Origin of the sequence: Kordia aestuariivivens (assembly GCF_014397005.1) — a bacterium.
Lineage (GTDB): Bacteria > Bacteroidota > Bacteroidia > Flavobacteriales > Flavobacteriaceae > Kordia > Kordia aestuariivivens.
Window position 1 is genome coordinate 337,885 of record NZ_JACGWS010000004.1, and the last position, 23,638, is coordinate 361,522.

27 protein-coding genes and 1 other RNA gene are annotated in these 23,638 nt (G+C 33.6%); 13 read left to right on the forward strand and 15 right to left on the reverse strand.

Features of this window, described 5'->3' with window-relative positions; genetic code table 11:
* Nucleotides 1-151 precede the first annotated feature (151 nt).
* The 3 genes from ssrS to H2O64_RS08915 all read right to left on the reverse strand — a co-directional run bounded on the left by ssrS (nt 152) and on the right by H2O64_RS08915 (nt 936).
* Nucleotides 152-279, reverse strand: a non-coding RNA gene (gene ssrS, locus H2O64_RS08905) — 6S RNA.
* 52 nt (nt 280-331) lie between these two features.
* A complete protein-coding gene (locus H2O64_RS08910) occupies nt 332-625 on the reverse strand; it encodes a cell division protein ZapA (RefSeq protein WP_187561835.1) in 294 nt (97 codons plus the stop codon).
* Nucleotides 626-645: 20 nt separating this feature from the next.
* Complete coding sequence (locus H2O64_RS08915; protein WP_187561836.1) at nt 646-936, reverse strand: hypothetical protein; 291 nt, start codon at nt 934-936, stop codon at nt 646-648.
* A gap of 183 nt (nt 937-1,119) precedes the next feature.
* On the opposite strand from H2O64_RS08915, the gene H2O64_RS08920 reads away from it, so the two are divergent.
* The 3 genes from H2O64_RS08920 to H2O64_RS08930 all read left to right on the forward strand — a co-directional run bounded on the left by H2O64_RS08920 (nt 1,120) and on the right by H2O64_RS08930 (nt 6,091).
* The gene (locus H2O64_RS08920; protein ID WP_187561837.1) at nt 1,120-2,814 is read left to right on the forward strand and encodes a M23 family metallopeptidase; all 1,695 of its coding nucleotides are present in this window, start codon (nt 1,120-1,122) and stop codon (nt 2,812-2,814) included.
* A gap of 12 nt (nt 2,815-2,826) precedes the next feature.
* Nucleotides 2,827-5,301 carry a TonB-dependent receptor gene (locus H2O64_RS08925; protein ID WP_187561838.1) on the forward strand — a complete coding sequence of 825 codons (2,475 nt, stop codon included), beginning with the start codon at nt 2,827-2,829 and terminating at the stop codon, nt 5,299-5,301.
* Nucleotides 5,302-5,446: 145 nt separating this feature from the next.
* Nucleotides 5,447-6,091 (forward strand): hypothetical protein, encoded by a 645-nt coding sequence (locus tag H2O64_RS08930; protein WP_187561839.1) that lies wholly within the window; start codon nt 5,447-5,449, stop codon nt 6,089-6,091.
* A gap of 28 nt (nt 6,092-6,119) precedes the next feature.
* Here the strand turns inward: H2O64_RS08930 and H2O64_RS08935 are convergent, their stop codons facing one another.
* From H2O64_RS08935 to H2O64_RS08945, 3 genes are all read right to left on the reverse strand, one after another.
* A complete protein-coding gene (locus H2O64_RS08935; RefSeq protein ID WP_187561840.1) occupies nt 6,120-6,845 on the reverse strand; it encodes a glycosyltransferase family 2 protein in 726 nt (241 codons plus the stop codon).
* Nucleotides 6,832-8,661: a phospholipid carrier-dependent glycosyltransferase gene (locus H2O64_RS08940; RefSeq protein ID WP_187561841.1), complete on the reverse strand. Its 1,830-nt coding sequence runs from the start codon at nt 8,659-8,661 to the stop codon at nt 6,832-6,834. The genes H2O64_RS08935 and H2O64_RS08940 overlap by 14 nt, the downstream gene beginning before the upstream one ends.
* A 221-nt stretch (nt 8,662-8,882) precedes the next feature.
* Nucleotides 8,883-10,031 (reverse strand): cysteine desulfurase family protein, encoded by a 1,149-nt coding sequence (locus H2O64_RS08945; protein ID WP_187561842.1) that lies wholly within the window; start codon nt 10,029-10,031, stop codon nt 8,883-8,885.
* A gap of 145 nt (nt 10,032-10,176) precedes the next feature.
* Between H2O64_RS08945 and H2O64_RS08950 the strand changes: the two genes are divergently transcribed.
* A complete protein-coding gene (locus tag H2O64_RS08950) occupies nt 10,177-10,722 on the forward strand; it encodes a hypothetical protein (RefSeq protein ID WP_187561843.1) in 546 nt (181 codons plus the stop codon).
* A gap of 117 nt (nt 10,723-10,839) precedes the next feature.
* Here H2O64_RS08950 and H2O64_RS08955 read toward each other — a convergent pair whose 3' ends face one another.
* Both H2O64_RS08955 and H2O64_RS08960 read right to left on the reverse strand, forming a co-directional pair.
* Entirely contained in the window at nt 10,840-11,394 is a 555-nt protein-coding gene (locus tag H2O64_RS08955; RefSeq protein ID WP_187561844.1) for a Smr/MutS family protein, read from the reverse strand.
* Nucleotides 11,391-11,663 (reverse strand): hypothetical protein, encoded by a 273-nt coding sequence (locus tag H2O64_RS08960; RefSeq protein ID WP_187561845.1) that lies wholly within the window; start codon nt 11,661-11,663, stop codon nt 11,391-11,393. Before H2O64_RS08960 ends, H2O64_RS08955 begins: the two co-directional genes overlap by 4 nt.
* Nucleotides 11,664-11,874: 211 nt before the next feature.
* Between H2O64_RS08960 and H2O64_RS08965 the strand changes: the two genes are divergently transcribed.
* The gene (locus tag H2O64_RS08965) at nt 11,875-12,183 is read left to right on the forward strand and encodes a DUF2752 domain-containing protein (protein WP_317173821.1); all 309 of its coding nucleotides are present in this window, start codon (nt 11,875-11,877) and stop codon (nt 12,181-12,183) included.
* Between the two features lie 19 nt (nt 12,184-12,202).
* Entirely contained in the window at nt 12,203-12,541 is a 339-nt protein-coding gene (locus H2O64_RS08970; RefSeq protein ID WP_187561846.1) for a CCC motif membrane protein, read from the forward strand.
* A 71-nt stretch (nt 12,542-12,612) separates the two neighbouring features.
* Here H2O64_RS08970 and H2O64_RS08975 read toward each other — a convergent pair whose 3' ends face one another.
* The 5 genes from H2O64_RS08975 to H2O64_RS08995 form a co-directional block, all read right to left on the reverse strand.
* Entirely contained in the window at nt 12,613-13,083 is a 471-nt protein-coding gene (locus tag H2O64_RS08975) for a DUF5362 family protein (RefSeq protein ID WP_187561847.1), read from the reverse strand.
* A complete protein-coding gene (gene rocD / locus H2O64_RS08980; protein WP_187561848.1) occupies nt 13,083-14,363 on the reverse strand; it encodes an ornithine--oxo-acid transaminase in 1,281 nt (426 codons plus the stop codon). The genes H2O64_RS08975 and rocD overlap by 1 nt, the downstream gene beginning before the upstream one ends.
* A gap of 195 nt (nt 14,364-14,558) precedes the next feature.
* Nucleotides 14,559-15,044, reverse strand: a complete 486-nt coding sequence (locus H2O64_RS08985) for a pyridoxamine 5'-phosphate oxidase family protein (protein ID WP_187561849.1) — start codon at nt 15,042-15,044, stop codon at nt 14,559-14,561.
* Nucleotides 15,034-15,420, reverse strand: a complete 387-nt coding sequence (locus H2O64_RS08990) for a DUF6768 family protein (protein ID WP_187561850.1) — start codon at nt 15,418-15,420, stop codon at nt 15,034-15,036. The genes H2O64_RS08985 and H2O64_RS08990 overlap by 11 nt, the downstream gene beginning before the upstream one ends.
* 5 nt (nt 15,421-15,425) lie before the next feature.
* Complete coding sequence (locus H2O64_RS08995; RefSeq protein WP_187561851.1) at nt 15,426-15,965, reverse strand: RNA polymerase sigma factor; 540 nt, start codon at nt 15,963-15,965, stop codon at nt 15,426-15,428.
* Nucleotides 15,966-16,534: 569 nt separating this feature from the next.
* Here H2O64_RS08995 and H2O64_RS09000 point away from each other — a divergent pair.
* Together H2O64_RS09000 and H2O64_RS09005 are read left to right on the forward strand one after the other, a co-directional pair.
* Entirely contained in the window at nt 16,535-16,822 is a 288-nt protein-coding gene (locus H2O64_RS09000) for a hypothetical protein (RefSeq protein ID WP_187561852.1), read from the forward strand.
* 54 nt (nt 16,823-16,876) lie between these two features.
* Nucleotides 16,877-17,182 (forward strand): hypothetical protein, encoded by a 306-nt coding sequence (locus H2O64_RS09005; protein WP_187561853.1) that lies wholly within the window; start codon nt 16,877-16,879, stop codon nt 17,180-17,182.
* A 104-nt stretch (nt 17,183-17,286) separates the two neighbouring features.
* Here H2O64_RS09005 and H2O64_RS09010 read toward each other — a convergent pair whose 3' ends face one another.
* Nucleotides 17,287-17,979, reverse strand: a complete 693-nt coding sequence (locus H2O64_RS09010) for an RloB family protein (RefSeq protein ID WP_187561854.1) — start codon at nt 17,977-17,979, stop codon at nt 17,287-17,289.
* A complete protein-coding gene (locus H2O64_RS09015; RefSeq protein WP_187561855.1) occupies nt 17,972-19,291 on the reverse strand; it encodes an AAA family ATPase in 1,320 nt (439 codons plus the stop codon). The genes H2O64_RS09010 and H2O64_RS09015 overlap by 8 nt, the downstream gene beginning before the upstream one ends.
* Nucleotides 19,292-19,490: 199 nt before the next feature.
* Between H2O64_RS09015 and rlmD the strand changes: the two genes are divergently transcribed.
* From rlmD to H2O64_RS09040, 5 genes are all read left to right on the forward strand, one after another.
* Nucleotides 19,491-20,903: a 23S rRNA (uracil(1939)-C(5))-methyltransferase RlmD gene (gene rlmD, locus H2O64_RS09020; RefSeq protein WP_187561856.1), complete on the forward strand. Its 1,413-nt coding sequence runs from the start codon at nt 19,491-19,493 to the stop codon at nt 20,901-20,903.
* An 18-nt stretch (nt 20,904-20,921) separates the two neighbouring features.
* Entirely contained in the window at nt 20,922-21,521 is a 600-nt protein-coding gene (locus tag H2O64_RS09025; RefSeq protein ID WP_187561857.1) for a DUF6452 family protein, read from the forward strand.
* Entirely contained in the window at nt 21,502-22,257 is a 756-nt protein-coding gene (locus H2O64_RS09030; RefSeq protein ID WP_187561858.1) for a DUF6048 family protein, read from the forward strand. The genes H2O64_RS09025 and H2O64_RS09030 overlap by 20 nt, the downstream gene beginning before the upstream one ends.
* A gap of 147 nt (nt 22,258-22,404) precedes the next feature.
* The gene (locus H2O64_RS09035; protein ID WP_187561859.1) at nt 22,405-22,911 is read left to right on the forward strand and encodes a phosphohydrolase; all 507 of its coding nucleotides are present in this window, start codon (nt 22,405-22,407) and stop codon (nt 22,909-22,911) included.
* Between the two features lie 99 nt (nt 22,912-23,010).
* On the forward strand, nt 23,011-23,631 hold the full coding sequence (locus H2O64_RS09040) for a 2OG-Fe(II) oxygenase (protein WP_187561860.1): 621 nt from the start codon (nt 23,011-23,013) through the stop codon (nt 23,629-23,631).
* Nucleotides 23,632-23,638: the final 7 nt, after the last annotated feature.

Genomic DNA, 23,638 nt, shown 5'->3' on the forward strand with positions numbered 1-23,638 from the left:
CGCTTTTCAAGCTTCTCAAAACAAAAATATTGAACATAAGATCCTGATTTTCATCAGGATTAGTTCAACTAACCATTTTGTGTGCGCTTTTCAAGCTTCTCAAAATCGAGTTTCACTAAAAAAAAAGCCTACATTGATTAGAGTTTTGTATAAACTCCAAAAAACAAGTTTAGAGCTAACAGATTGATCAAGGATCTGCCCAAATAATGAACAAGTTCACTATTGACAGCCTGCTTTTACAATCATGACTCACCCTTTTTAAAAATATTAACGTTGAGTTTATCAAAAATAAAAACCAATGTAGGCAGTAACCTATTGTATTTTAAAGAACTTATGAACTAAGCTGCGCTTTTAGTAATTCGTCAAGCGCTTTTAATTTTTCTTCTAATGCTGTTTGATTTGTGTCTTTATCTATTGTTTTTTGTTCTACTTGCGCAGCAAATTGCAAGGCACACATTGCCAATACATCTTGCTTGTCTCTAACGGCGTAGCTTTGCTCAAACTGTTTAATCATCGCTTCTATTTTCTTAGCTGCTTTGCGAAGTCCTTCTTCTTGACTTGCTGCAATAGTTAGTGGATATACTCTATCCGCAATAGAAAGCTTTATTTTGAGCTTATTTTCCATAGTGTAAAGAACTATCTTTTTTACTCGGCCAATTGTGCAATACAATGGTCAATTTGCCGAATTAGTGTATTTATTTTAAGCTTAGCTTCTTTTTTATTGTTATCACTGCCAAGCATTGAATTTGCAATTTTAAGCGAGTTAAACTTTTCTTCCCACTGCGAGATTTCTTCGTGTAAACGCTCTGTTTGTCCCTTTGAATCTGCTAATTCTTGATTTAGTTTTTGATTTTTTTGCTCCAAAACTTCAAGCCTATGAAGCATTTTACTCACTCTATTTTCAAGAGAATCAACGATTTTCAAAGTACTACTCATTACATTTCTATTCAATGCATACGGTTACAAATTTAGCATTCATAAAATTAGTTCGCAAGGGTTTTGACTATTATTTAAAGTAATACTTTAAGAATTGTGTTTTTTTGGTGCAGTTTTTGAATTTAAAGATTCCAAATTAACTAAGTATTAGCTATTTTAGCTTCTCAAACGCATTTTTGATTTATGTATAGACTGTTATTCATTTTTTTATTTTTATTTTCCCTTGCCTTTTCTCAACAAAAATATCCGCAAAGCGATTTTAGATCGCCGTTGGACATTCCTATTATTTTATCAGGAACTTTTGGTGAATTGAGAAGCAATCATTTTCATTCTGGAATTGACATTAAAACGAAACAAAAAGAAGGTTTTGAAGTTTTTGCCATTGGTGATGGACATGTATCACGCATCAAAATTCAACATTGGGGATTTGGAAAAGCATTGTATGTAACGCATACAAACGGTTATACATCTGTTTATGCGCATTTGAAAAAGTTAGCTCCAAAATTAGAAGCTTATTTAAAGAAACAACAATATAATAAAGAAAGTTACGAGATTCAACTCTATCCAAAAGCAGACGAATTGGTCTTGAAAAAAGGCGAAGTGATTGCGTATTCAGGAAATAGTGGTTCTTCTGGCGGACCGCATTTACATTTTGAAATTCGCGATGCAGCTTCCAAACCGATGAATCCAATGTTGTTTGGTATTGAAGTGAAAGATTCACAGTATCCTACGGTAAATGGTGTGTTTGCGTATGCATTGTCAGATTCTGCTCAGATTAATTCTTCTAACAAAATTATTCAGTTGCAACTGAAAAAAGGAAAAGAACAAAACAGTTTTATTACTGATAAAGTATTCGCTTCTGGCGAAATAGGATTGGGCGTCAATGCCTATGATAAACAAGATTTAGCCTTTAATAAAAACGGAATTTATCAATTGGAAAGTTTTGTAAATGGCGCAAAAAATTTCAGTTATACTTTTAAAAAGTTCTCTTTTGGCGAATCACGCTACATCAATACATTGATAGATTACGAACGTTTTAAGAAGAAAAAGCAACGTGTACAACGCTGTTTTGTAACGCCTGCGAACAAATTGAGTATTTACGACGGTGTTGTCAACAACGGAAAAATTCTCATTGAAGAAGGAAAAGAATATACGATTGTATTGAAAGTGAAAGATTTTAAAGATAATATAACTACAATTACAGTTCCGATTGTTGGTAAAAAACAAGCCATCACGCAAAAGAAAAAGGAAACTGTGACCAATCATTTGATTACGCGAAACACTGAACATACCATTAAAGAAGATTTGGTGAGTGTGTATATCCCGAAAAAAACGTTTTATGAAGATTTTTATTTCGATCTCGCAAAAGATAAAGAAGGACGTTATACAATTCATAATGAGAATGTTCCTGCGCACAAAAATTTCGTAATTACGTTTGATGTTTCAAGCTATACCCAAAAAGAGCGCAAACAATTATTCATTGCAAGTCTCGACAGAAAAAAGAAACCTTCATATAGCAATACAAAAAAGAAAGGCACAAAATTTACGACTAGCACTAAAAATTTAGGTACATATTTCTTAGTAAAAGATACCATTTCACCAAAAGTAAAAGCAGTAAATTTCGCCAAGGATAAATGGATTTCTAGCAAAAAGTATTTAAAATTGAAAGTCACAGACGATCTTTCTGGTGTGCGTAGTTATCGCGGGACCATTAACGGAACTTGGGTTTTATTTGAATATGATGCCAAAAAAGGAATGCTGACCTACAATTTTAAGGATGTTTCTTTTAAAGAAGCAAAACATAATTTAAAATTGATCGTTACTGATAATGTTGGAAATAATACTACTTTTACAAGCACCTTTTTTAGAAAAAATTAAAAACTAATTATATTGAAACCAATACGAACTATACTTTTCTTAGGCTTTTTATTCTTTGCAAATTTTATCATTGCACAAACAGCAACCGTTAGAGGAGTTATTTTAGATACAAATAATACACCTATTGAAGGCGTAAACGTGAAAACTTCGCTCGGCACAGGAACACAAACCAACAAGAATGGTTTTTTTATGATTGTGATTCCAGCTGGCGAAAAAGTAACACTTGTTTTTTCGCACATTGCGCATAAAAATATTACACTTACCGTACAACTGAAAAACGGAGAAGATTACGAAGTTTTCCCGCTGATGTCTAAAACTGCCGAGCAAATAGGAACGGTTGTGTTAGATTCGCGCAAGCGAAAAGCTGTGCAAGGAATTCAAACCGTTTCTGCGGAAACTGTTCGATTGATTCCTGGTGCAAATCCTGGTGTGGAAAATTTATTGATGTCGTTTCCGGGTGTAAATAATAATAATGAACTCAGTACACAATACTCTGTTCGTGGTGGAAATTACGATGAAAACTTAGTGTATGTCAACGAAATTGAAGTCTATCGTCCGTTTTTAGTGCGTTCAGGGCAACAAGAAGGATTGAGTTTTGTAAATAGCGATTTGGTTCAAAATGTAGATTTTTCTGCGGGTGGATTTCAAGCAAAGTTTGGCGATAAGCTTTCGTCTGTATTGGATATTACGTATAAAAAACCGGTTCGCTTTGGCGGAAGAGTCAATTTGAGTTTACTCGGCGGAAGCGCTTCTATTGAAACTTCAAGTAACGACAGTAAGTTTTCTACCATTTCAGGAGTTCGATATAGAGATAATAGTTTGTTAGTAAATAGCAAGCAAACAGAAACTAATTTTAGACCGCGTTTTGTAGATTTTCAAACGTTTTTGACGTATAAATTTTCAGATAAATTTCACTTGAGTTTTTTAGGAAATGTTGCGTTTAACGATTACGATTACGAACCATTAACGCGTCAAACGAATTTTGGAACACTTCAAGATCCGATTGCGTTGTTGGTATTTTATGAAGGTCAAGAAGAAGATCGCTACCGAACGTATTTTGGTGCTTTGAAAGCTAGTTATTTCCTCAACGACGATTTAACGCTGAAATTTATCGCGTCGGCATATCACACTACAGAACAAGAACATTTTGACATTTTAGCACAATACAGACTTGGAGAAGTGAATACGAATATTGGCGATCAAGATTTGGGAAATGTTGAATTTAGTGAAGGAATTGGTTCACAGTTAAGTCACGGACGAAACGATTTGGATGCATTAATTGTAAATGCAGAACATAAAGGAAGTTATAAAGTTAACGGAGACGAAAACCAAATTGATTGGGGAATTAAGTACACACATGAAGATATTCGTGATCGCTTGATCGAATGGGAAGTGATTGATTCTGCTGGTTTCTCCATTCGTCCACCATTACCACAATTTTCAAACAATCAACCTTACGATGCGTTTGAAGGTCCATTAGAACCTTTTCAAACCGTTCGTGCTCGAAATAATACACAGATTGATCGTATTTCTGGATTTGTACAATGGAGCAAACAATCCATGCTTGGCGAACATGAAGTTTGGACCAATGTTGGTGTGCGTGCACACAGTTGGACGATAAACGGAGACGGAACGGAAAGTAATACACAAGCCGTTTTTAGTCCGAGAGCACAAGTTGCTATTAAACCGAATTGGGAAAAAGATATGTTGTTCCGCTTGTCGGGAGGATTTTACCATCAACCGCCTTTTTATCGTGAATTGCGTGGACCAGATGGTGTTGTGAATCCGAATGTGAAAGCACAGCAATCTATTCATGTGGTGTTAGGAAATGATTATAGTTTTAAACTTTGGGATCGCCCTTTTAAGTTGACAACCGAAGCCTATTATAAAAGCTTATCGGATGTAAACGCGTATACGATTGAAAATGTTCGAATTCGTTACAGAGCAGATAATGTTGCAGATGCGTATGCGTACGGATTGGACATGCGTTTGAATGGAGAGTTTGTTCCCGGAACAGAAAGTTGGGTGAGTTTTGGTTATTTGAAAACTGAAGAAAACATCAACAATCGTGGATATATTAGCAGACCAACCGATCAACGTTTGAAGTTTGCTGTATTGTTCCAAGATTATATGCCAAAGATTCCTAATTTGAAATTGTATTTGAATTTAACGTATAATACAGGATTGCCTGGTGGATCGCCAAGTTATTCTGATCCATATCAATTTCAAAGTAAATTACCTGATTATAAACGTGCTGACGTTGGATTCTCGTATGTATTGGTAGATCAAAAGAGACAATATGAAAAAGGACATTGGTTACATACTTTCAAAGAACTGAATGTAGGTTTTGAGATTTTCAATGTGTTCGATGTTCAAAATTCAATTACAAATACGTGGGTTCGTGATGTGTATACAAAACGCCAATTTGGAATCCCGAATTTCTTAACAGGTCGTGTGTTTAATGTGAAAATGGGAATGCGTTTCTAGATTGGTTGCTGGTTGTTCGTTTTTAGTTGTTGGTTATTTTTGCTTTTTAGTTAATAAAAGAAACTTCAACCTACAAACTCATAAACTCATAAACTCAATTTACAAATTACAGATTGATTTTTGAAATTGGAAAGATAAATTACTTATGAAAAAAATTGTTGTCCTTTTACTACTGTTTGTCGGAATACAACAAAGTGTTGCACAGAAAAAGATTTACGTCAGTGATAAGTTTGAAGAACTGTCTAAAGATCATAAAACCATTGCGATTCTTCCGTTTCAAACGACTTTAAACCTTAAATCTGAGCAAACGACGTACACCGAAGCACAAATAAAAGAACTCGCGGAGAAAGAAGGTATTGCTGTACAACAAGCATTGGAAAGTTATTTTTTGAATAGAAAGAAGAAGAAGAAACTCAAAATTGAATTTCAAGATATTGATACGACTAATCGAATTTTAAAGAAGGCAGGAATCACACTTGAAAATATTGACATTTATACACCGCAAGAATTGTCTAAAATTTTAAATGTTGACGCTATTATTAGTGGTTCATTGACTTCTCGCCTATTACTTTCTAAAGAAGTTGATACGTCTTTTGATTTTATTTCGTTCTTGAAAGGAAAATCCGATTACGGAAAAATCATCATTAAGTTAAGTGATAAGAATACTGGGAAATTGTTGTGGCGTTATGAAAAAACCATCAATCGTAAATCTGGAAAAAACACAAAAAACATCATTGCAATAATGATGCGACAAGCTTCTCGAAAGTTTCCGTATGAGGAGAAACGATAGTTGTTATGTTCTTAATCTAAAAAAGAATTCAATTCATTCGAAAGAGTCCATATTTTAGAATGCAATAGATAGCTCTCACGCCATCTTTCCATCCAATTTTTTTTCCTTCATTATACGGACGACTAGCATACGAAATTGCAACTTCTTCCAAGCGAATGTCTTTTATTCTTGAAATCTTAGCCGTAATTTCTGGTTCAAATCCAAAACGTTTTTCGGTGAGTTGAATAGACTGTATCATTTTTGTGTTTACTAATTTATAACACGTTTCCATATCAGTAAGTTTTAATCCTGAAAATAGATTTGATAGGAATGTCAAAAATTTATTCGCATTGTAATGCCAAAAATACGAGGTGCGTTTCCCTTTTTTGTCTAGAAAACGGGAACCGTATACCACATCTGCAACGCCTGCAAGTATTGGTTTTAAGAGCAAGTTATATTCTTCTGGATCATATTCTAAATCAGCATCTTGAATAATGAGATATTCTCCTCGCGCCATAGAAATCCCTGTGTGTATGGAAGCGCCTTTTCCTTTATTTTCTGAATGTTGGTGAAATATGATTGTTAATGATGGATTTTCTTCAATAAATTTTTCTATTATTTTTTTGGAATCATCTTGTGAATTGTCATTGATAATCACAAATTCTTTTTCAATGTTATTAATGAGTTGAACAGCCTTAATTTTATCTAAAATTAATCTAACCGTAGCTGCTTCATTATAAACAGGTATGATAATGGAGAGTTTAGTTAGCTTCATTAATGACTTCTATTTTTACATTGTTTTTATAGATGCTTCTTTCGATAATGACATCATTTTTCGTTTTCTTAATCACTTCTCCATTTAGTTTTCCGTCTGTCCAAACGCCTTCCAAACGTTCCCCAGTTGCAAAAGATACTGCTCCTTCACCATGTCGGACATCATTTTTCCAATACCCGATATATTTTTGTCCATCTTCCCAAACATAGGTTCCGTAACCATTTCTTTTGCCATCTTTCCAAGCGCCCGAATATCCAAGTTCTGGCAAAAATTGCATTAGGTATGTGTTAGGGTTTTGAAGTTGTTTGATGGTTTTAAATTTGTTAGGATATCGATCAATTACGGGAACTAAATATTTACTTGTGGAAGAAAACCCCAGCTGCTCTACAACTACATAGTCTACATTTTTATTTTTTAAGTATGCTAGTTGCGCTTCCTTATCGAGTGTTTTTTGATAGGTTGTTACATTCTTTTTTGAGAATAGATAAAATAATCCTTCTTTTCGTACGGCAGTTATAGAAGCATCATCAGCGTTTTTATTGACCCAATCTGCAAGCGCGAAATAGTTTTTATAGTTATCCCCATAGTCACCTTTAGCTCGATCTTTCAATTTTGAAACGGAATTACTTCCATACATGAACGCCCAAAAGCTTAAAAGTACGACTGTAGTTATTGTTGTAAAATGCTTCAGTTGCTTCGGGATGATTTTTTCCTGCAACCATTTCAAGAGTGAGATCATTCCAAAAATAAAAAGAAAGATGAGTAAAGGAATGAGCGGCACTAAAAACCGTGTTCCGTACCAAATATATGGCCATATCATGAGCAAGGCGAAAAAGGCTAACACATATAAAAGTATAAAAGTTCTGAATTTTTGCAACTTGTATATTCCGAATACAATACCAATAATAAGCAAAAAGCCCAGAAGCCATTCAGTAATTGGTGCTGAAGCATCAGTGTATACAACTTCATTGGAAGATAGCATTCCTGAAGGAATTTCTTTGGTAATGTAACGCCCGAAGTTTATTGAAATTCTTTCTATAAGATCTGAAAAACCAATACTTCCTTGTTCAGGTTGGTATGGATTTTTCAAGAATAATTGCGATACATACGTATTTCCCGCATCACTATTTCGCAGCATCCACGGGAGATATAATACGATAAAACCACCAATTAAACCAACTACATAACGCCATTGTTTTTTGAAACATAGAAAACATACCATGCTCACAAATAATGCTAATGCAACTGAGCGAATGTAAAACGAAAAGGACAAGCAAATCAGCAATAGAAAGAAAAGCCAGTTTTTAAAAATAGGTTTAGAAAAATCTATCTTTAAGAATACTAAAACACATAGTAATGAGAAAAATAGAAACGGAATTTCACTCATCATAATGGTAGCATAGCCTAAAATATAATAATTGAGTAGCGTTATAAAACTCACCGAAAAAGCAATATGATCATTTTCTGTCAGCCTTTTTACAATAAAAAATAACAATAGAATTGCTCCTAAAAGGAATGCGCCATTCAATTTTTTTATGGTGATAATATCGTTTGAAAATACTTTTACAACGGCGGCTATTACTACTGGATATCCTGGAGGATAATGATAATGCGCTTCTTTTTCTGAATGTTGAATATTAGTGTAACCATCTCCATTGGCAATGGAATTTCCTAAAATGTAATAACTAGCATTGTCTCCAACCAAGCTTACTTTTTCATCAAAAATGGTATTGTAAATGGTAAAATAGGAAACGATCAACAGTAGCACATACGTAACTCTGATAAGTCTAGGATTTGATGCAATGGTGTTGATCATTCTGTTTTAGGGTTTCAAAATAACTCCATTTTAAATGGTTTTTCAATATAAAGATATTTTAAAGATTATTATTCTAACTCATCATTAAAAATCCTAATATTTAAGACGCAACCGTGTAAATTTTATAGTATGAAAAAAAAGCGAGTTCATACGTTGAACTCGCTTTTTGATTTTTTGTGTTTTACTTCATCCTATGTTTGCAAAAGGATGACAGATACGAATTACGAATTCGCATATTCGTGTAATACTTGAATTAAATAATCAATTTCTTCTTTGGTGTTGAATTTTGAGAATGAGAAACGTAAGGATGGTTTGTCTAAATCTTCATCGCTTAAGATTGCTCTCAATACATGTGAACCTTTACTACTTCCTGATTGGCAAGCACTTCCTCTAGAACATGCAATGCCTTTTAAGTCCATGTGAAATAGCAACATTAATGCTTTTTGCTGATCAAATGGCAAACACACATTGACTAATGTATAGGTGCTTTTCGTTGTTTCGTGACAGTTTCCGTTGAATTTTACACCTGGAATCGCTTTTTTAAGTTCGTCCATAAAGTACATCTTCAAACCTTCTACATACGTTTTTTCTTCTTCAAGGTTCTCATAAGCTAAACGAAATGCTTCTTCCAATCCAACAACATTGTGTACTGCTTCTGTTCCTGCTCTGAATCCACGTTCTTGCGATCCTCCAAAGATTAATGGTTTTAATCCTGAATCTTTTCGGATGAACGCAAAACCAATTCCTTTAGGTCCGTGAAATTTATGTGCTGCTGCCGCTAAGAAATCTACGGAAGTTTTTTGTACGTCCCATTCAAAATGTCCAATAGATTGAACCGAATCTGAATGAAATAATGCGCCATATTCTTTACAGAGTGTAGCAACTTTATCTGCATCTAAAATGTTTCCGATTTCGTTATTCACATGCATTAAACTGACTAATTTTTTAGAATTATCTGCTTTTAGCAATGCTTCTAAATCGTCATAATCAGGCGTTCCACACGGTTGCAATCGAACATACGTAACTTTGATATCACTTTCTAAGCGCAATTGTTCTACGGTGTGTAAAACCGCGTGATGCTCAATTGGAGAGGTAATGATTGTTGTGACACCTAAATCTCGTACAGAACAACGCAACGCCATGTTATCAGCTTCTGTTCCACCTGATGTGAAAATGATTTCCTGCGGCGACGCATTCAAATATTTCGCAATGGTTTTACGTGCTGTTTCTATTAATGTTTTAGAAGATCGTCCGTAACTATGTGTTGAGGATGGATTTCCATAATTCTCTTCTAATGCTTTCTTTATACGATCTACAACTTCTGGACGAATTTGTGTTGTCGCGGCACTATCAAAATATACGTTCTTCATTCGTAGCTTGTATTAACTAGGATTGGTTTAAAAAAGATGAGCAAAAATAGCTTAAATAAAATTATTTACAATAAGTTTCGTTATAAATAGAGTTTTCTTATACTTTTGTCCTTTATATTGATACTAATTTATAATTGTGTACTTCATGAAAAAAATATGGTTGCTTTTAGTCCTTTCGTTTGCTTTTTTTAGTTGTGATGATGGAGATTTAACGTTAGAAGAAATTAACTTAGATACAGGAACAGATATAGATGCATGCGTAGTAGAAGCTGGAGTAACTTTATTGTTTAAGATTAATGGAGCAGAAACACTTATTTTAGAAGTTCCGGCAGATTTGATTGTCAACACAGTTACAGAAGCAACAGTTGTTGATGGTGTTGTGACTCCAAATCCACGTACAGCAACATTAAATAGTCAGGCTTTTTGTTATTATAGAAGTTTTGATACAACGATTTCTAACGGTTATTTCTGTGATGAAGTACCTTCTGATATAAATATTACATTAGAATATGCTGCCTTGGCAGGAGAAGTAGAAGTCACAACATTAGAAATAATTGATGATGTCACAAATTTGACTACTGGATACAAACACACTATCAATCTTATAACGGTTGTGTTTACAGGAACAAACGGACAAGATGTTAGAGATGATCTTTTTGAGTTTGGAACGATTATAACACCTGTGGAGTAAAGGAAACGGTTCAAGGTTCAAGGTTCAAGGTTCAAGGTTCAAAACTAAAAAAACCTCACAACCTTCACACTGAGCGAAGCCGAAGTGTAAACTCATAAACTTCTAAACTCATAAACACTATCGTGGATTTTGGTAAATGTAAACTTCCGTTGCACCAACTCCGTATTTTTGATAGTTCGCATCATAATATTTTACATTGTCGTACTGACGAAATAAATAGTATAATTCTTCTTTGAGAACACCTGCGCCAACGCCATGAATGAACACCACTTTCGGAATTCGTTTTCGCATGGCAAATTCTAATTGTCGCTTTGCAGTATCGGTTTGCAATTCTAACATATCATAATTGCTCATTCCTTTGTATGATTTCGTCAATTGATGAATATGCAGATCTACTTCCATAGCATTTTCTGTGCGCTCTTTTCTAGATTTTTCTACAATACGTTTTGGTTTTTTTGCAGCTTCTTTTTCTTGAATGGCACTGTGTATTTTTTGGAATGATAAATTTTTAGCAATTTCGTCCGAAGTAATTTTCATCAACTCAGCTGCTTCAAAATTTAGCAGAAAACCTTCATCTGTTTCAACAGTAATAGTGTTTCGTTGTATAGAAGTTATACTTCCTTTAATTATATCATCAATCGTTTCTACACGATCGCCTACTTTAAAACTCATGATTCATTCGATTTAGTCTCTTCAACATTTTCTTCTTCTTCATCTTCATCATATCTTTCTCTATTAAAATACTCTTCATTATCGTATTTTTTTACTCGATTAGAAGTTTGTATAGAAGTCATTTTATATAATCCAAACATCATAGCAACCAACGCAATAATGGTAAGTACTATTTGTTTTTCACCTTGGATATCATCTCGAAAGAGTAATAATCCAGCACCGAAAAATACGAGAAAAAAGTAAAGCGTTGTTTTGTAATTGAATTTCAATTTGTAAATTTTAGGCTGTAAAAATACTATATTCTGAAAGAGTTGTGCTATTTTTTTTGAAATCTGAAAGCATGTTTAGCGTAGTTTTGATAAAAATCAGTAAATTAAACCGTTTTTTCGTAACAAATTAGAAGCATTGGTTACTTATAACGCAGTTGAAACGCCAAAGGTATTTCCAATAGTTAAACCCATTTAATCCAAAAGCATTATTTTGAAGCACTTAATACTTTCCTCTTTGATAAATCTTGAAGATTATATGCTTCCTTGTTTTACGAAGCAGTATTTTGGCATTGACTGTTTAGGTTGCGGCATACAACGTTCGCTTGCATTGATACTCAATGGTGAATTTGTAGCAGCTTTTAAAATGTATCCAGCTATTTATACATTGCTATTATTTTTCGGGTTTCTTGGAGTAAACATGTATTACAACTTCAGTTTTGCATCAAAACTCATTCGAAATTTGGTTATTATTAATGGCGTTATTATTACCATTAGTTTTATCAATAAATATATAAATTAACTAACTTAATTATTACATTATGGAATCTAGAAAATTACCCAATGCTACGCTCATTGTCGTTTTAGGCGCACTATCTATTATTGGTTGCTGTTTTAATGGTATTGGACTCATCTTCGGTTTAATTACTATTTATTTAGTGACTAAAGCTACGAATATTTATAAAGAAGATCCGCAAGGATATGACAATTATTCAACGGTCACTATCGGAAAAGTACTGGCTATTATTGGTATCGTGCTCAATATGTTAATACTCATTTTTCTTATTTGGGCTATTACAAAGTTTGGATGGGATATCGTAAAAGATAATGAATTGTTTCAACAAGCATTTCTAGATTATTTAGGTGTAGAGCAGCCATAATTTTCTCGAATATTAGCGCATAAAAAAGCGGATGTACAATGTACAGCCGCTTTTTTGTTATGTGTTAATTTCTAAAATTGTGCGCTTACGCCTGCAATAATTGAAAATCCTAATATTAAAATATACAGTCCTAAAAATATGAGAACTGTAATTCCTATGAATTTAAAGAACGATTTTAAGTTTGAGAAAGCAAGCGTTAAATCTTCCGTATTCTTTTCAATCAATGCAGATTTCATCTTTCTTGAAAATTTATATAAATATAAAACGGGAAAGAAATATAATAGTGCCATCACAAAATATACGATCGCTACAAATTCTACAGATAATCCACTTTGTACAAACGGATTTACACTACTATTCAGCGCCGTGAACATTACCAAGAAAAAAACCGCCACAAAAACAAAGATTCCAATCATAATAAATCCGATAATTGCTAAAATAAAAGCCCATTTCGCAGTTTCGCGTAAGAACTTTTTTGAACTTTCATTCAATCGCAATTCGAAATTATCAAATACAGAACTATCTTGTTTTCGGAATGGCATTATTCAAATTCTTTTAATGTTTTCGTAATAATTGCTACACATTCTAGCAATTGCTCTTTTGTCATTACCAATGGTGGCGCAAAACGGATGATGTTTCCATGTGTTGGTTTTGCTAATAATCCATTGTTTTTAAGTGCCATACAAATATTCCACGCTGTATCACTTTCTTCATCGTCATTGATAACAATTGCGTTTAGCAATCCTTTTCCTCTGACAAGATTTACAATACCACTTGTTTCAATATATTTGTTTAACTCGCTTCTGAATAATTCTCCTAGTTGAAAAGCGTTTTCTGCCAATGATTCATCTGTTACTACTTCCAAAGCTGCCATTGCTACGGCTGCAGCAATAGGATTTCCTCCAAAAGTAGAACCGTGATTTCCTGGGCGAATCACACTCATAATAGGATCATTTGCTAAGACTGCTGATACTGGATATGCGCCGCCAGATAATGCTTTTCCTAAAATTAGGATATCTGGTTTTACATCCGGAGTTCCGCTACAATCTTTCTTTTCGCAAGAACAGTTTCCGCAGGTTGCTAACAATCTTCCTGTACGTGCAATTCCTGTTTGAACCTCATCTGCAATAAACAATACGTTGTGTTTTTCACATAATGCTTTCGCTTTCGCGAGATAGTTCTCAGATGGAACATATACTCCAGCTTCACCTTGAATTGGCTCTACTAAAAATCCTGCTACGTTTGGATTGTTGTTTAATGCTTCTTCCAAAGCTTCTAGATTATCGTATTCAATTTTGATAAATCCGCTTGTATACGGTCCAAAATTCTTACGTGCTACTGGATCGTTTGAAAACGAAATAATAGTAGTCGTTCTTCCGTGAAAGTTGTTTTCACAGACAATAATTTCCGCTTTGTTTTCCGCGATTCCTTTTTTCTCGTACGCCCATTTTCTACAGATTTTTAAAGCAGTTTCTACCGCTTCCGCACCTGTATTCATTGGTAATAATTTGTCAAAATTGAAATATTCTGACGCAAATTTTTCATACTGACCTAAAATGTCATTGTAAAATGCACGCGACGTTAACGCTAATGTTTGCGCTTGTGAAACCATTGCGTTCACAATTTTCGGATGACAATGTCCTTGATTTACTGCAGAATATGCAGAAAGAAAGTCATAATACTTTTTACCTTCTACGTCCCAAACATGAACGCCTTCACCTCTATTCAACACCACTGGAAGTGGATGATAGTTGTGCGCGCCATACTTGTCTTCTAATTCAATTGCTTGCTGAGATGTTAATTGTTGTTCTAAAACAGCCATTTTAATAAAGTTTTAAATGATACATAAAATAACCATTCCTACTCTACCTTTATCCTTTCGAGGAATCGAAAATTCAGCGTGGGAGAGAAATCATCCCTAGAGGCTTGCAAAATACTAAATATTAACCTCGAATTAAAATTTATTGTACTGCTTTTCAATACCATTCGTCAATTTATAGTTCTTCTTAGTAGTTATTTACAAAGCTGCTGTCATTTTGCCCAACTTCATCTTGGCTACATTATGAAATTTAATTTCTCTAACATACTTCATATCGCTCCATAAATATGTGTTTCCTTTTAACTTTTTGGTCAGTTTCATACGTTTTGATAATCTACTGAGTTCTATTTCGGTAGCTATTCGTCGTTCGCCTAAAGTTCCATAAAGTTGCAATGCGAGATGTTTTTTAAATGTTCCTTTCCACAAAGATTTTAACCACAGCCATTTACTACTATTGACGGCCAAAACACAGACGTTATTATTCTCAGTGGCGTTTAAAGGTAATTTTGATGTAAATTTTTCAAAGTAAAATCCTGATTGATCACGATTTAAAAATAGCGAACCAATTGGTGTTACTGTCGGATTATTTTCCGAATCAACCGTAGCTATAGAAACATGCAAACTTGTTTTAAAACTATCGTTTACATGTTTCCGGATTATCTTCCAATCGTTATCAATGTTCATTTGTTTTTGCTGCTAATGATGACACTTGTAACTCCAATCGTTTCATTTCTCTTAAAATAGCTCTTTTGTCCATTTGCATCCAAGCATACATTTTAATCATTGTATTGAATAGTAAACAGATAAAAGCACCAAATCCCCATTTGATCAATTCATTTGTTTCGGTAACGTTGAAAAATTGTATTAAACAATAAATCAATACGCCAAATCCAATTAAGTTCACAATATTCATAACAACTGCTAGCCAGCCTAGTTTCCCTTGAAAAATACTACCAACCGTTCCCCAAAGTCCTTGTTCTTCGAGTTCGTCATAAAATTTTGCTTCTTCTTCCGTAAGTGTTTCCTTAATTAATGCGTCAATGTCTTCTATATTTTTCATGTTTTCTATGTTTTTAGTATTGTTTTTAATTTCTCTCTGGCATGATACAATCTAGATTTTGCCGTGCCTTCTGATATTTTAATGATTTCTGAAACCTCTTTTAATGAATAATCATGTACATAATATAACCGAATTACTTGTTGTTGATTTGTTGGTAATTCTTTTATTGCGGTCAATAATTTTTGTTTTAACGGTGATATATCTTCAGACGGAATGTCCCGAATGGATTTGGTCACTTTATACGCTTCATGATGCTGCGATTGCTTGGAAACTCCTTTTGTCCAATCGATAGCTTTTCGATGTACAATTCGCAATGCCCAACTTTTAAAACGTTCAGTTTCTTTTAAGGTGTGTACTTTGTTGATAATCAGATTCCAACTGTCTTGCGCAATGTCTTTTGCGGCATCTGAATCTTTGACAATCCAATACGCCTGATTGCAAAATGTTTTGTGAAATCGCTTGACCAACATCGCCAATGCAGGTTGATCGCCTTCTACGTAGCGAGTGACTAATATTCCATCAGATATATGATTTTTTTTATGCATAAAATAGTTCCGTCTATACTAAAGACGCAAAAAAGTAATTCAGGTTCACTTTTGTAGAAAGTATTTTCAGTTTTCTTAAAGATAGTTTTTTTTTGGTTGCTGGTTTTTAGCTTCTAGCTTCTAGCTTCTAGCTTCTAGCTTCTAGCTTCTAGCTTCTAGCTTCTAGCTTCTAGCTTCTAGCAAAAATAATTTTACATTTAAAATTTTGGGTTTTGGGTTTTGGGTTTTGGGTTTTGGGTTTTGGGTTTTGGGTTTTGGGTTTTGGGTTTTGGGTTAAGTCGCTTTGCCCCTTTTGTTTTTTTTTTGTTGATTTGGTTATTTGTTGATTTGTTACTCCTTACTCTTTATTCTTTATTCTTTATTCTTTATTCTTTATTCTTTATTCAAAATTACTTTTACATTTAAAATTTTACGTTTTGCGTTCATATTTCCCTAATTATGGGTGTTTTCCTTCTTTACAAGAAACCTATAACCTCTTATTTTTGTAGTGTAATAAATTGTTTTTTACACAGGTGGCATCCGAAAAACCTATATCAAAAGAGTAGGAAACCTATCAAAACCAAAAAATTATGGCAAGTCAATGCAATTCAGTGGTTGTAAATCCAATACGAAATGGAAACAACCTTAACATTTTAGTTGGTGCACAATCGGGCACAAACCCAGCAATTTTAACGTGGATTATTGTACGTCAACAAGGTCTCACACGATATTTTTATCCAGCAAATTTTAATATTGGCGGACAATATGTATATCCTGGCGTGAGTCAATCTAAGCTTAATATTACCATATCTCCCGGAGATGTTAAGGTGGAAGTATATTATAGTGATTCTAATTGTACTGCTTCGGCTGGAGCGTAATAGCCAGTTAGAAACCAGTTTAAAATAGTATAAAACATTTAAAACAAAATCATTATGAATACAACACAAGAAAAAATTCGTCAGATTTCCTTGAGTGCTGACGCATTACATTTAAAAGCGCTGTCGGTAGATGCCGCAACAGAAAGCTTGATGAAACATATACATGAAGTTACGTTGGAATTGGCTTCAAAAGGCACACAGGTAAGTGGCGCAAGAATTCTGGAAGCAAAAGTAGAAAAAGAGATGATTCATTTTAAGTTTGACGATCCTGATAATTTAATAGATCATGTTTCGTTGAGTTTGAACCGATCAAACCCAAAAGCGAAGATTGAAGTACATCATACTTCCGCTAGGAGTTAGGTATTGGTTGCTAGTTGCTAGTTGCTAAAAATATGTCATAAGCTGATTTGAGGAAAGTTTTTTTCTTGGATTGGCTTTTTTCTCATAAGCAAAATATATAGTAATTATTTTCTCTTATTTGCATTCAAGTAGTTCACTAACTCATAAACTAAAGAAACTGGATTTTGTTGATGATAAGGTAAGGTCGATTGTTTATTAAAGAGTTTTTTAGCACTTTCTATGGCATTTTCTTGCGATGCATATTCATCACTTTCTAATTTTGAATAAATCGTTTGACAGAACTTATATACTTTACCATCTTTCTTATAATTCAGATTCCATTGCTTTCCAAGAAATTCATAATAAAATGTTCTGTGATGTTTTTGTTCAGTATAATTAAAATGTAAATAAAACCATAATTCAAATGAATCATTAGAGTATGCAATCTTGTAACCTAAAGATTTACCACTAGTAATAGCATTATCAAAATCAGAAAATTCTTTTTCTCCTTGTTTAACATCCATATCAAAAACACACCAAATTTCATCATACTTGGTGTCACTATTTTCAATTATAGAAGTTGTAGATTCTATTAACTTAAGTTTACTTTGACCTTTTAAATCTATAGCCTCGACAGTTAGAGTTATTACAGGAAAGGATTCAAAATATAATTTTTCAGTCTGTCCTTCTCCAACTATCAAGATAGTTTTATTTGTTTCTACTTCTTCAACAAGGTATGAAGAATCACCTATTTTCTTTAACCAAGGCTTTTGTGCTTTTACATCTGTTTTTTTAATTGCTCTAGTTCTTTTAGGCATCGTTTTCAGTATTAATTAATTTACTAAAATCGCCTAAAAATGGAATTGCCCCATATTTACCTTGAATATAATCTTTCTCAAATGAAGCTGTGTTTCTTATTCCTTTAAATTGAACTAAAGAATACAAGTGACTTGCTCCATATTTATCTTTTTCTACAAACTCTATTTGATCTCTTCTTAATATATTAGAAGAAAGAAGATTCGTATCATGGGTCGTGAAAATAAATTGTGAACGAGTGTTTTCATTTGAATTAAATAATTCTAAAATTTTTCTAGTCAATAATGGATGAAATCTTGCATCGAATTCGTCAATAATTAGAACTCTTCCCTGATTTAACGCATCATATATAAAAGGACTTAACTCAAATAATTTTTGAGTCCCTTCAGATTCACTATCACCAAAAACAAAAGGTTCGTTATTAGTTGAAATAAGGTTTTCATCATATTTTTTTCTTGAAGTTACAAGTAATTTTTTTTTCTTATCGCGATCAAATTTTTCACGAATATCCTCGTCAATATCATCTGGTAAATCATCAGTCGAAATTTCAATTGCCTTCATATCTTCAATTCCAATATCTCCATGTTTGAGAAAATCAAGAATATATTTCTTTTTTTTCTCATCACTCAAAGAGAATGCAGCGTATTTAAATAAATCTCGATCTCGTAAACCATTTATAACAAAAATTGAAGTAATACTATCTATTAGTTGTTTAGATAATTTACCAAAACCAAAAGTTGCAAGAGTTGTCAAAAACAAAGAATTATTTCGAAAAACATCGTTTTCTTCTATGTCTTCATCCAATAAATCTAATATCTTTTTTCCTTCACTAAAATTTGTTTTATCTAAACTTATTATTTTTTGATTATCCCTAATGAAAAAAGGTTGTTCTCTATCTTTAGGCTTCCCATACAACCATTCTGCTTTAATATCCTCATCAGTAGCCTCAAAACCATATCGATACCTAACATTTTTATCCCAAAAAATAATTTGAAAAAAACTGGGCGAATCTTCAGTTTCAGTAGATAACCTATATGAATCAATAATATTTAATATTTTCTCATCCTTAACTGAGTTTTCTATAATTCTAATAAATGCAATCAAAGCTTTGACTATATTACTCTTACCGCCCGCATTTGCACCATAAATTACTTTTGATTTTAGAAAAGAAATATTCTCATTATTCTTTCCTTGAATAACATTTCTCAAATCAATTTCTTGTTTACTTGATTTTATTTTAGCAGCAGAAAGATTTAAAGTCTGTATATCTTTGAAAGATTTAAAATTACCAAAACTAAATTCCTGAATTTTCATCTTAAACGATTATTTGCTTATTTTTTGTAAATATATGAATAAGAAATTGATTTGCTTTCATTTTTTTTATTTGTTTAACAATATTGCTATATCTCTTAATTCAAGTCGACAAATAACAACTCTCAAAAGTTTTAGCATTTTTTTAAATATTCCCGCCATAAATAATCTATATATTTACCGCTATTGTTATTTTTGCCGCATGGGAAGAAGAAATCGAAGACAAGTTTTTGAAAAGGTTGAAGTGATTGATACTGCCGTAAAAGGAAAAACAGTAGCAAAAACTGATGAAGGAACTGTCATATTTTTACCAAATGCCGTTCCAGGTGATGTGGTAGATATTCAAACATATAAGAAACGGAAAGCTTTTTATGAAGGGAAAGCAATTCACTTTCATTCATATTCAGATAAACGTGTGGAACCTGTTTGTGAGCATTTTGGAACCTGTGGCGGTTGCAAATGGCAACACATGGGCTACGAACACCAATTGTTTTACAAACAGAAAGAGGTTTTTAATAATTTAACGAGAATTGGAAAAGTTGAATTACCAGAATTAACGCCAATTTTAGGAAGTGCCGAACAGTATTTCTACCGAAACAAAATGGAATTTTCATTTTCGGACAGTCGTTGGTTGACACAAGAAGAAGTAGATTCGGAAGAAGACTTAGGCGATAGAAACGCACTTGGATTTCACATTCCGGGGATGTGGGACAAAATTTTAGATGTAAAGAAATGTCACTTACAAGCCGATCCGTCAAACGCAATTCGTAATGCAATTAGACAATTTGCCACAGAAAATGACATTACCTTTTTCAATACGCGCCACCAAACTGGATTGTTGCGTACGTTAATGTTGCGTACTTCTTCTATTGGAGAAGTGATGGTGTTAATTCAGTTTTATCAAGAAGATGAAGCAAAACGCACTTTATTATTAGACTACGTCAAAGAGACGTTTCCAGAAATTACATCGTTATTATATGTAATCAACGGAAAAGGAAATGATACAATTTACGATCAGGAAGTGATTTGCTACAACGGACGCGATCATATTTTTGAGGAAATGGAAGGTTTGAAGTTTAAGATTAACGCAAAATCGTTCTATCAAACAAATTCTGATCAAGCGTATGAGTTATATAAAATTACACGCGATTTCGCAGGATTAAAAGGTGATGAACTCGTATACGATTTATACACAGGAACAGGAACCATCGCACAGTTTGTCGCAAAAAAAGCAAAAAGAGTGGTTGGTGTTGAATCGGTTCCAGAAGCGATTGAAGCTGCCAAAGAAAATGCCGAACTCAACAATATTACAAATACAGAGTTCTTTGTTGGAGACATGAAAAAAGTGTTTAACGCAGAGTTTATTTCCGCCCACGGAACACCCGATATTATTATTACCGATCCACCACGTGATGGAATGCACGGCGATGTAGTCGCACAAATTTTAAAAATTGCACCTGAAAAAGTAGTGTATGTAAGTTGTAATAGCGCTACACAAGCCCGCGATTTAGCATTGATGGACGCAACATATAAAGTAACCAAAGTACAAGCCGTGGATATGTTTCCACAGACACATCACATTGAAAATGTTGTACTTTTGGAAAAGAGAAATTAAACAGAAGTTATAAAATATATGAAGAAGTTATCCTATATAGGAATCACAGTTGTAGTTGCTTTGGCAGCAATACTGTCCTTTTCATGCGAGAAAGATGATATTTGCCCAGAAGGAACGTTGACAACGCCTTTGTTAGTAATTGAGTTTTTTGATGCTGATATACATATTGCCACTGGAGAAGATGTGCTTAAAAACGTAACAGGATTATGGGTTGAAGCGGTTGATCCTACTATGGAAGTTGTAGTTATAGATGGAGTAGATGTTATGGTTATTGTTGATCCAATTCAATCAGATGCACAAACAGTAAATACAGTTTCAATTCCACTCCGCACACAACAAAATAGTACGGAATATCGATTTATTTCTGGTTATGAAGAAGATGACATGGGCGTTCAAACTGCTGGAAACGAAGATATCATTACGTTTAACTACGAAGCACAGGAAATATTTCTTTCCAGAGCTTGCGGATACATTGTAAATTATACATTAGAAGATGATCCAACTGGCGCGGTAATTACCACAGATACTGATAACTGGATTACTCCTGCTACGGGAATTACAGTAGACATAACAGAAGTTCAAAACGAAACTATAGCGCATGTTAAAATATATCATTAGTACACTCGCATGCTTAGTGTTGAGCGTGAGTTTTGCACAAGATACAGAAGCAACAACAGCCGTTGTTAGCGATACAATTCCTGCGAAAGAGAGTTACGGATTGCGCGTTGGTTTAGATTTGAGCAAACCAATTCGTATGCTCCTCGAAGACGATTATAAAGGCTTTGAAATTGCCGCAGATTTTAGATTGACAAAAAAGTTTTACCTAGCTGCAGAATTAGGAAACGAACAAAAAACAGTTGATGAAGAACAAATCAATTTTACAACAGAAGGAAGTTTCATCAAACTAGGATTTGACTTTAACGCCTACGAAAACTGGTTTGGAATGCAAAATGCGATTGTGGTTGGAATGCGCTACGGATATAGTACACACAAACAAACATTAAATAGTTATACTGTATATCAAACAAATCAACATGTGGAAGGCGAAAGTATCTTGACGCAAACGCCAGGAACAGAATTTTCTAGTTTAAATGGACATTGGATTGAAGTCGTTGCAGGTATAAAAGTGGAACTCTATGATAACATTTACATGGGATTTAGCTTGCGCTTGAATCGATTACTAAGTACAAAAGAACCTGAAAACTTTCAAAACCTTTTCATTCCAGGATTCAACAAAGTAACGTCCGACAGCAATATTGGTGCAGGATTCAATTATACAATTAGCTATTCAATTCCAATCTACAAAAAAACAAAAAAGAAAAAGGAAGAAGCTACTGACGAAGAAGGTTCTTAAACTCTAATTCGTTTTAGAACATATAAAGTTGTCTCTCAAAAGGCAACTTTTTTTATATTCAGAATTTAGCGGATAACCTCAAAATTAAACATTACACTAAACTATTATTTATTACTTTAGATTGAAATTTCAAATACCCCAAAAGGCATGACAATTAGCGAAAAAGCAAGAACGTACGCGACAGAAAAACATCGCGATGCCAATCATGGATATGATCAATATCCGTATGAATTTCATTTGCAAATGGTTGTCAATGCTGCTGAACAATTTCTACATCTCATTCCTGAAAAAGCACAACAAAATGTATTGGCAGGTTGTTGGACACATGATATAATAGAAGATGCACGCGAAACCTACAACGATGTCAAAAAAGCATTGAATGAAGACGTTGCCGAACTCGCATACGCGCTTACCAACGATAAAGGAAAAACACGCAGCGAACGTGCTGGTGAACATTATTATGAAGGTATCAAAAATACACCATACGCAACTTTTATAAAACTCTGCGATCGTATTGCAAATGCTACACATTCAAAAAATACTGGAAGTAGAATGTTAGACGTATATCGTAAAGAAAATCCAAAATTCATTGCAAAACTTCATCATGAAAAATATTTAGATGTAATTCAGTATCTGGAAGGCTTACTCAAATAATATACAGTTAATTAAGCTAGAATGATTCAAAGAATGACGTTCTTGTAAATATACTGTAGTGTGAATTAGCTCACTTACGTGTATGCTAAATCTAAAAGTATGAATGATGCGGAGGAGATTAAAGAGCAAAACCAATTTGAAGAACTAATTCAAGGACTTATTGACAATCAATACGGTTGTTGTAATGACTTTATAATTCCTAGTATCATAACTGGGTTAAGAAACAATATCACTACACTGAATACTTCAGGAAAGATGAAATCAGCAGGGATTGGTAACAAAGTAGATTTTCAAAATGATCAATTAATTAGAAGCGATAAAGTCAATTGGATTGAAGAACTAAGCACCAATGAATATGAAAAAATCTATTTAAAGAAAATCTGGAGATTCATACATCACCTCAACAAAACTTGCTTTACCTCCATTAAAACATTTGAAAGCCATTACGCTAATTACGAACTCGGAAGTTTTTACAAAAGACATTTGGATCAGTTCAAAAGCGAAAAAGGACGAAAATATTCGATCGTTTTATACCTAAATCAAAATTGGGAAGAAAAAGACGCAGGTGTTTTATCTTTATATCCGTTAAACGCTGAGCAAAAAAACATTTCACCATTAGAAGGGCGCATGGTCTTTTTTAGAAGTGACGAAATGGAACATGAAGTGCATCCTTCCGCTACTAGAGAACGTAACAGTATTGCGGGTTGGTTGAAGAATTGAGAAATAG

What these genes read in the sequence shown, in the direction of transcription:
- H2O64_RS08910 (WP_187561835.1), bottom strand. Translation starts at nt 625, where the DNA reads ATGGAAAATAAGCTCAAAATAAAGCTTTCTATTGCGGATAGAGTATAT.
- H2O64_RS08915 (WP_187561836.1), bottom strand. Translation starts at nt 936, where the DNA reads ATGAGTAGTACTTTGAAAATCGTTGATTCTCTTGAAAATAGAGTGAGT.
- H2O64_RS08920 (WP_187561837.1), top strand. Translation starts at nt 1,120, where the DNA reads ATGTATAGACTGTTATTCATTTTTTTATTTTTATTTTCCCTTGCCTTT.
- H2O64_RS08930 (WP_187561839.1), top strand. Translation starts at nt 5,447, where the DNA reads ATGAAAAAAATTGTTGTCCTTTTACTACTGTTTGTCGGAATACAACAA.
- H2O64_RS08935 (WP_187561840.1), bottom strand. Translation starts at nt 6,845, where the DNA reads ATGAAGCTAACTAAACTCTCCATTATCATACCTGTTTATAATGAAGCA.
- H2O64_RS08940 (WP_187561841.1), bottom strand. Translation starts at nt 8,661, where the DNA reads ATGATCAACACCATTGCATCAAATCCTAGACTTATCAGAGTTACGTAT.
- H2O64_RS08945 (WP_187561842.1), bottom strand. Translation starts at nt 10,031, where the DNA reads ATGAAGAACGTATATTTTGATAGTGCCGCGACAACACAAATTCGTCCA.
- H2O64_RS08950 (WP_187561843.1), top strand. Translation starts at nt 10,177, where the DNA reads ATGAAAAAAATATGGTTGCTTTTAGTCCTTTCGTTTGCTTTTTTTAGT.
- H2O64_RS08955 (WP_187561844.1), bottom strand. Translation starts at nt 11,394, where the DNA reads ATGAGTTTTAAAGTAGGCGATCGTGTAGAAACGATTGATGATATAATT.
- H2O64_RS08970 (WP_187561846.1), top strand. Translation starts at nt 12,203, where the DNA reads ATGGAATCTAGAAAATTACCCAATGCTACGCTCATTGTCGTTTTAGGC.
- H2O64_RS08975 (WP_187561847.1), bottom strand. Translation starts at nt 13,083, where the DNA reads ATGCCATTCCGAAAACAAGATAGTTCTGTATTTGATAATTTCGAATTG.
- rocD (WP_187561848.1), bottom strand. Translation starts at nt 14,363, where the DNA reads ATGGCTGTTTTAGAACAACAATTAACATCTCAGCAAGCAATTGAATTA.
- H2O64_RS08985 (WP_187561849.1), bottom strand. Translation starts at nt 15,044, where the DNA reads ATGAACATTGATAACGATTGGAAGATAATCCGGAAACATGTAAACGAT.
- H2O64_RS08990 (WP_187561850.1), bottom strand. Translation starts at nt 15,420, where the DNA reads ATGAAAAATATAGAAGACATTGACGCATTAATTAAGGAAACACTTACG.
- H2O64_RS08995 (WP_187561851.1), bottom strand. Translation starts at nt 15,965, where the DNA reads ATGCATAAAAAAAATCATATATCTGATGGAATATTAGTCACTCGCTAC.
- H2O64_RS09000 (WP_187561852.1), top strand. Translation starts at nt 16,535, where the DNA reads ATGGCAAGTCAATGCAATTCAGTGGTTGTAAATCCAATACGAAATGGA.
- H2O64_RS09005 (WP_187561853.1), top strand. Translation starts at nt 16,877, where the DNA reads ATGAATACAACACAAGAAAAAATTCGTCAGATTTCCTTGAGTGCTGAC.
- H2O64_RS09010 (WP_187561854.1), bottom strand. Translation starts at nt 17,979, where the DNA reads ATGCCTAAAAGAACTAGAGCAATTAAAAAAACAGATGTAAAAGCACAA.
- H2O64_RS09015 (WP_187561855.1), bottom strand. Translation starts at nt 19,291, where the DNA reads ATGAAAATTCAGGAATTTAGTTTTGGTAATTTTAAATCTTTCAAAGAT.
- rlmD (WP_187561856.1), top strand. Translation starts at nt 19,491, where the DNA reads ATGGGAAGAAGAAATCGAAGACAAGTTTTTGAAAAGGTTGAAGTGATT.
- H2O64_RS09025 (WP_187561857.1), top strand. Translation starts at nt 20,922, where the DNA reads ATGAAGAAGTTATCCTATATAGGAATCACAGTTGTAGTTGCTTTGGCA.
- H2O64_RS09030 (WP_187561858.1), top strand. Translation starts at nt 21,502, where the DNA reads ATGTTAAAATATATCATTAGTACACTCGCATGCTTAGTGTTGAGCGTG.
- H2O64_RS09035 (WP_187561859.1), top strand. Translation starts at nt 22,405, where the DNA reads ATGACAATTAGCGAAAAAGCAAGAACGTACGCGACAGAAAAACATCGC.
- H2O64_RS09040 (WP_187561860.1), top strand. Translation starts at nt 23,011, where the DNA reads ATGAATGATGCGGAGGAGATTAAAGAGCAAAACCAATTTGAAGAACTA.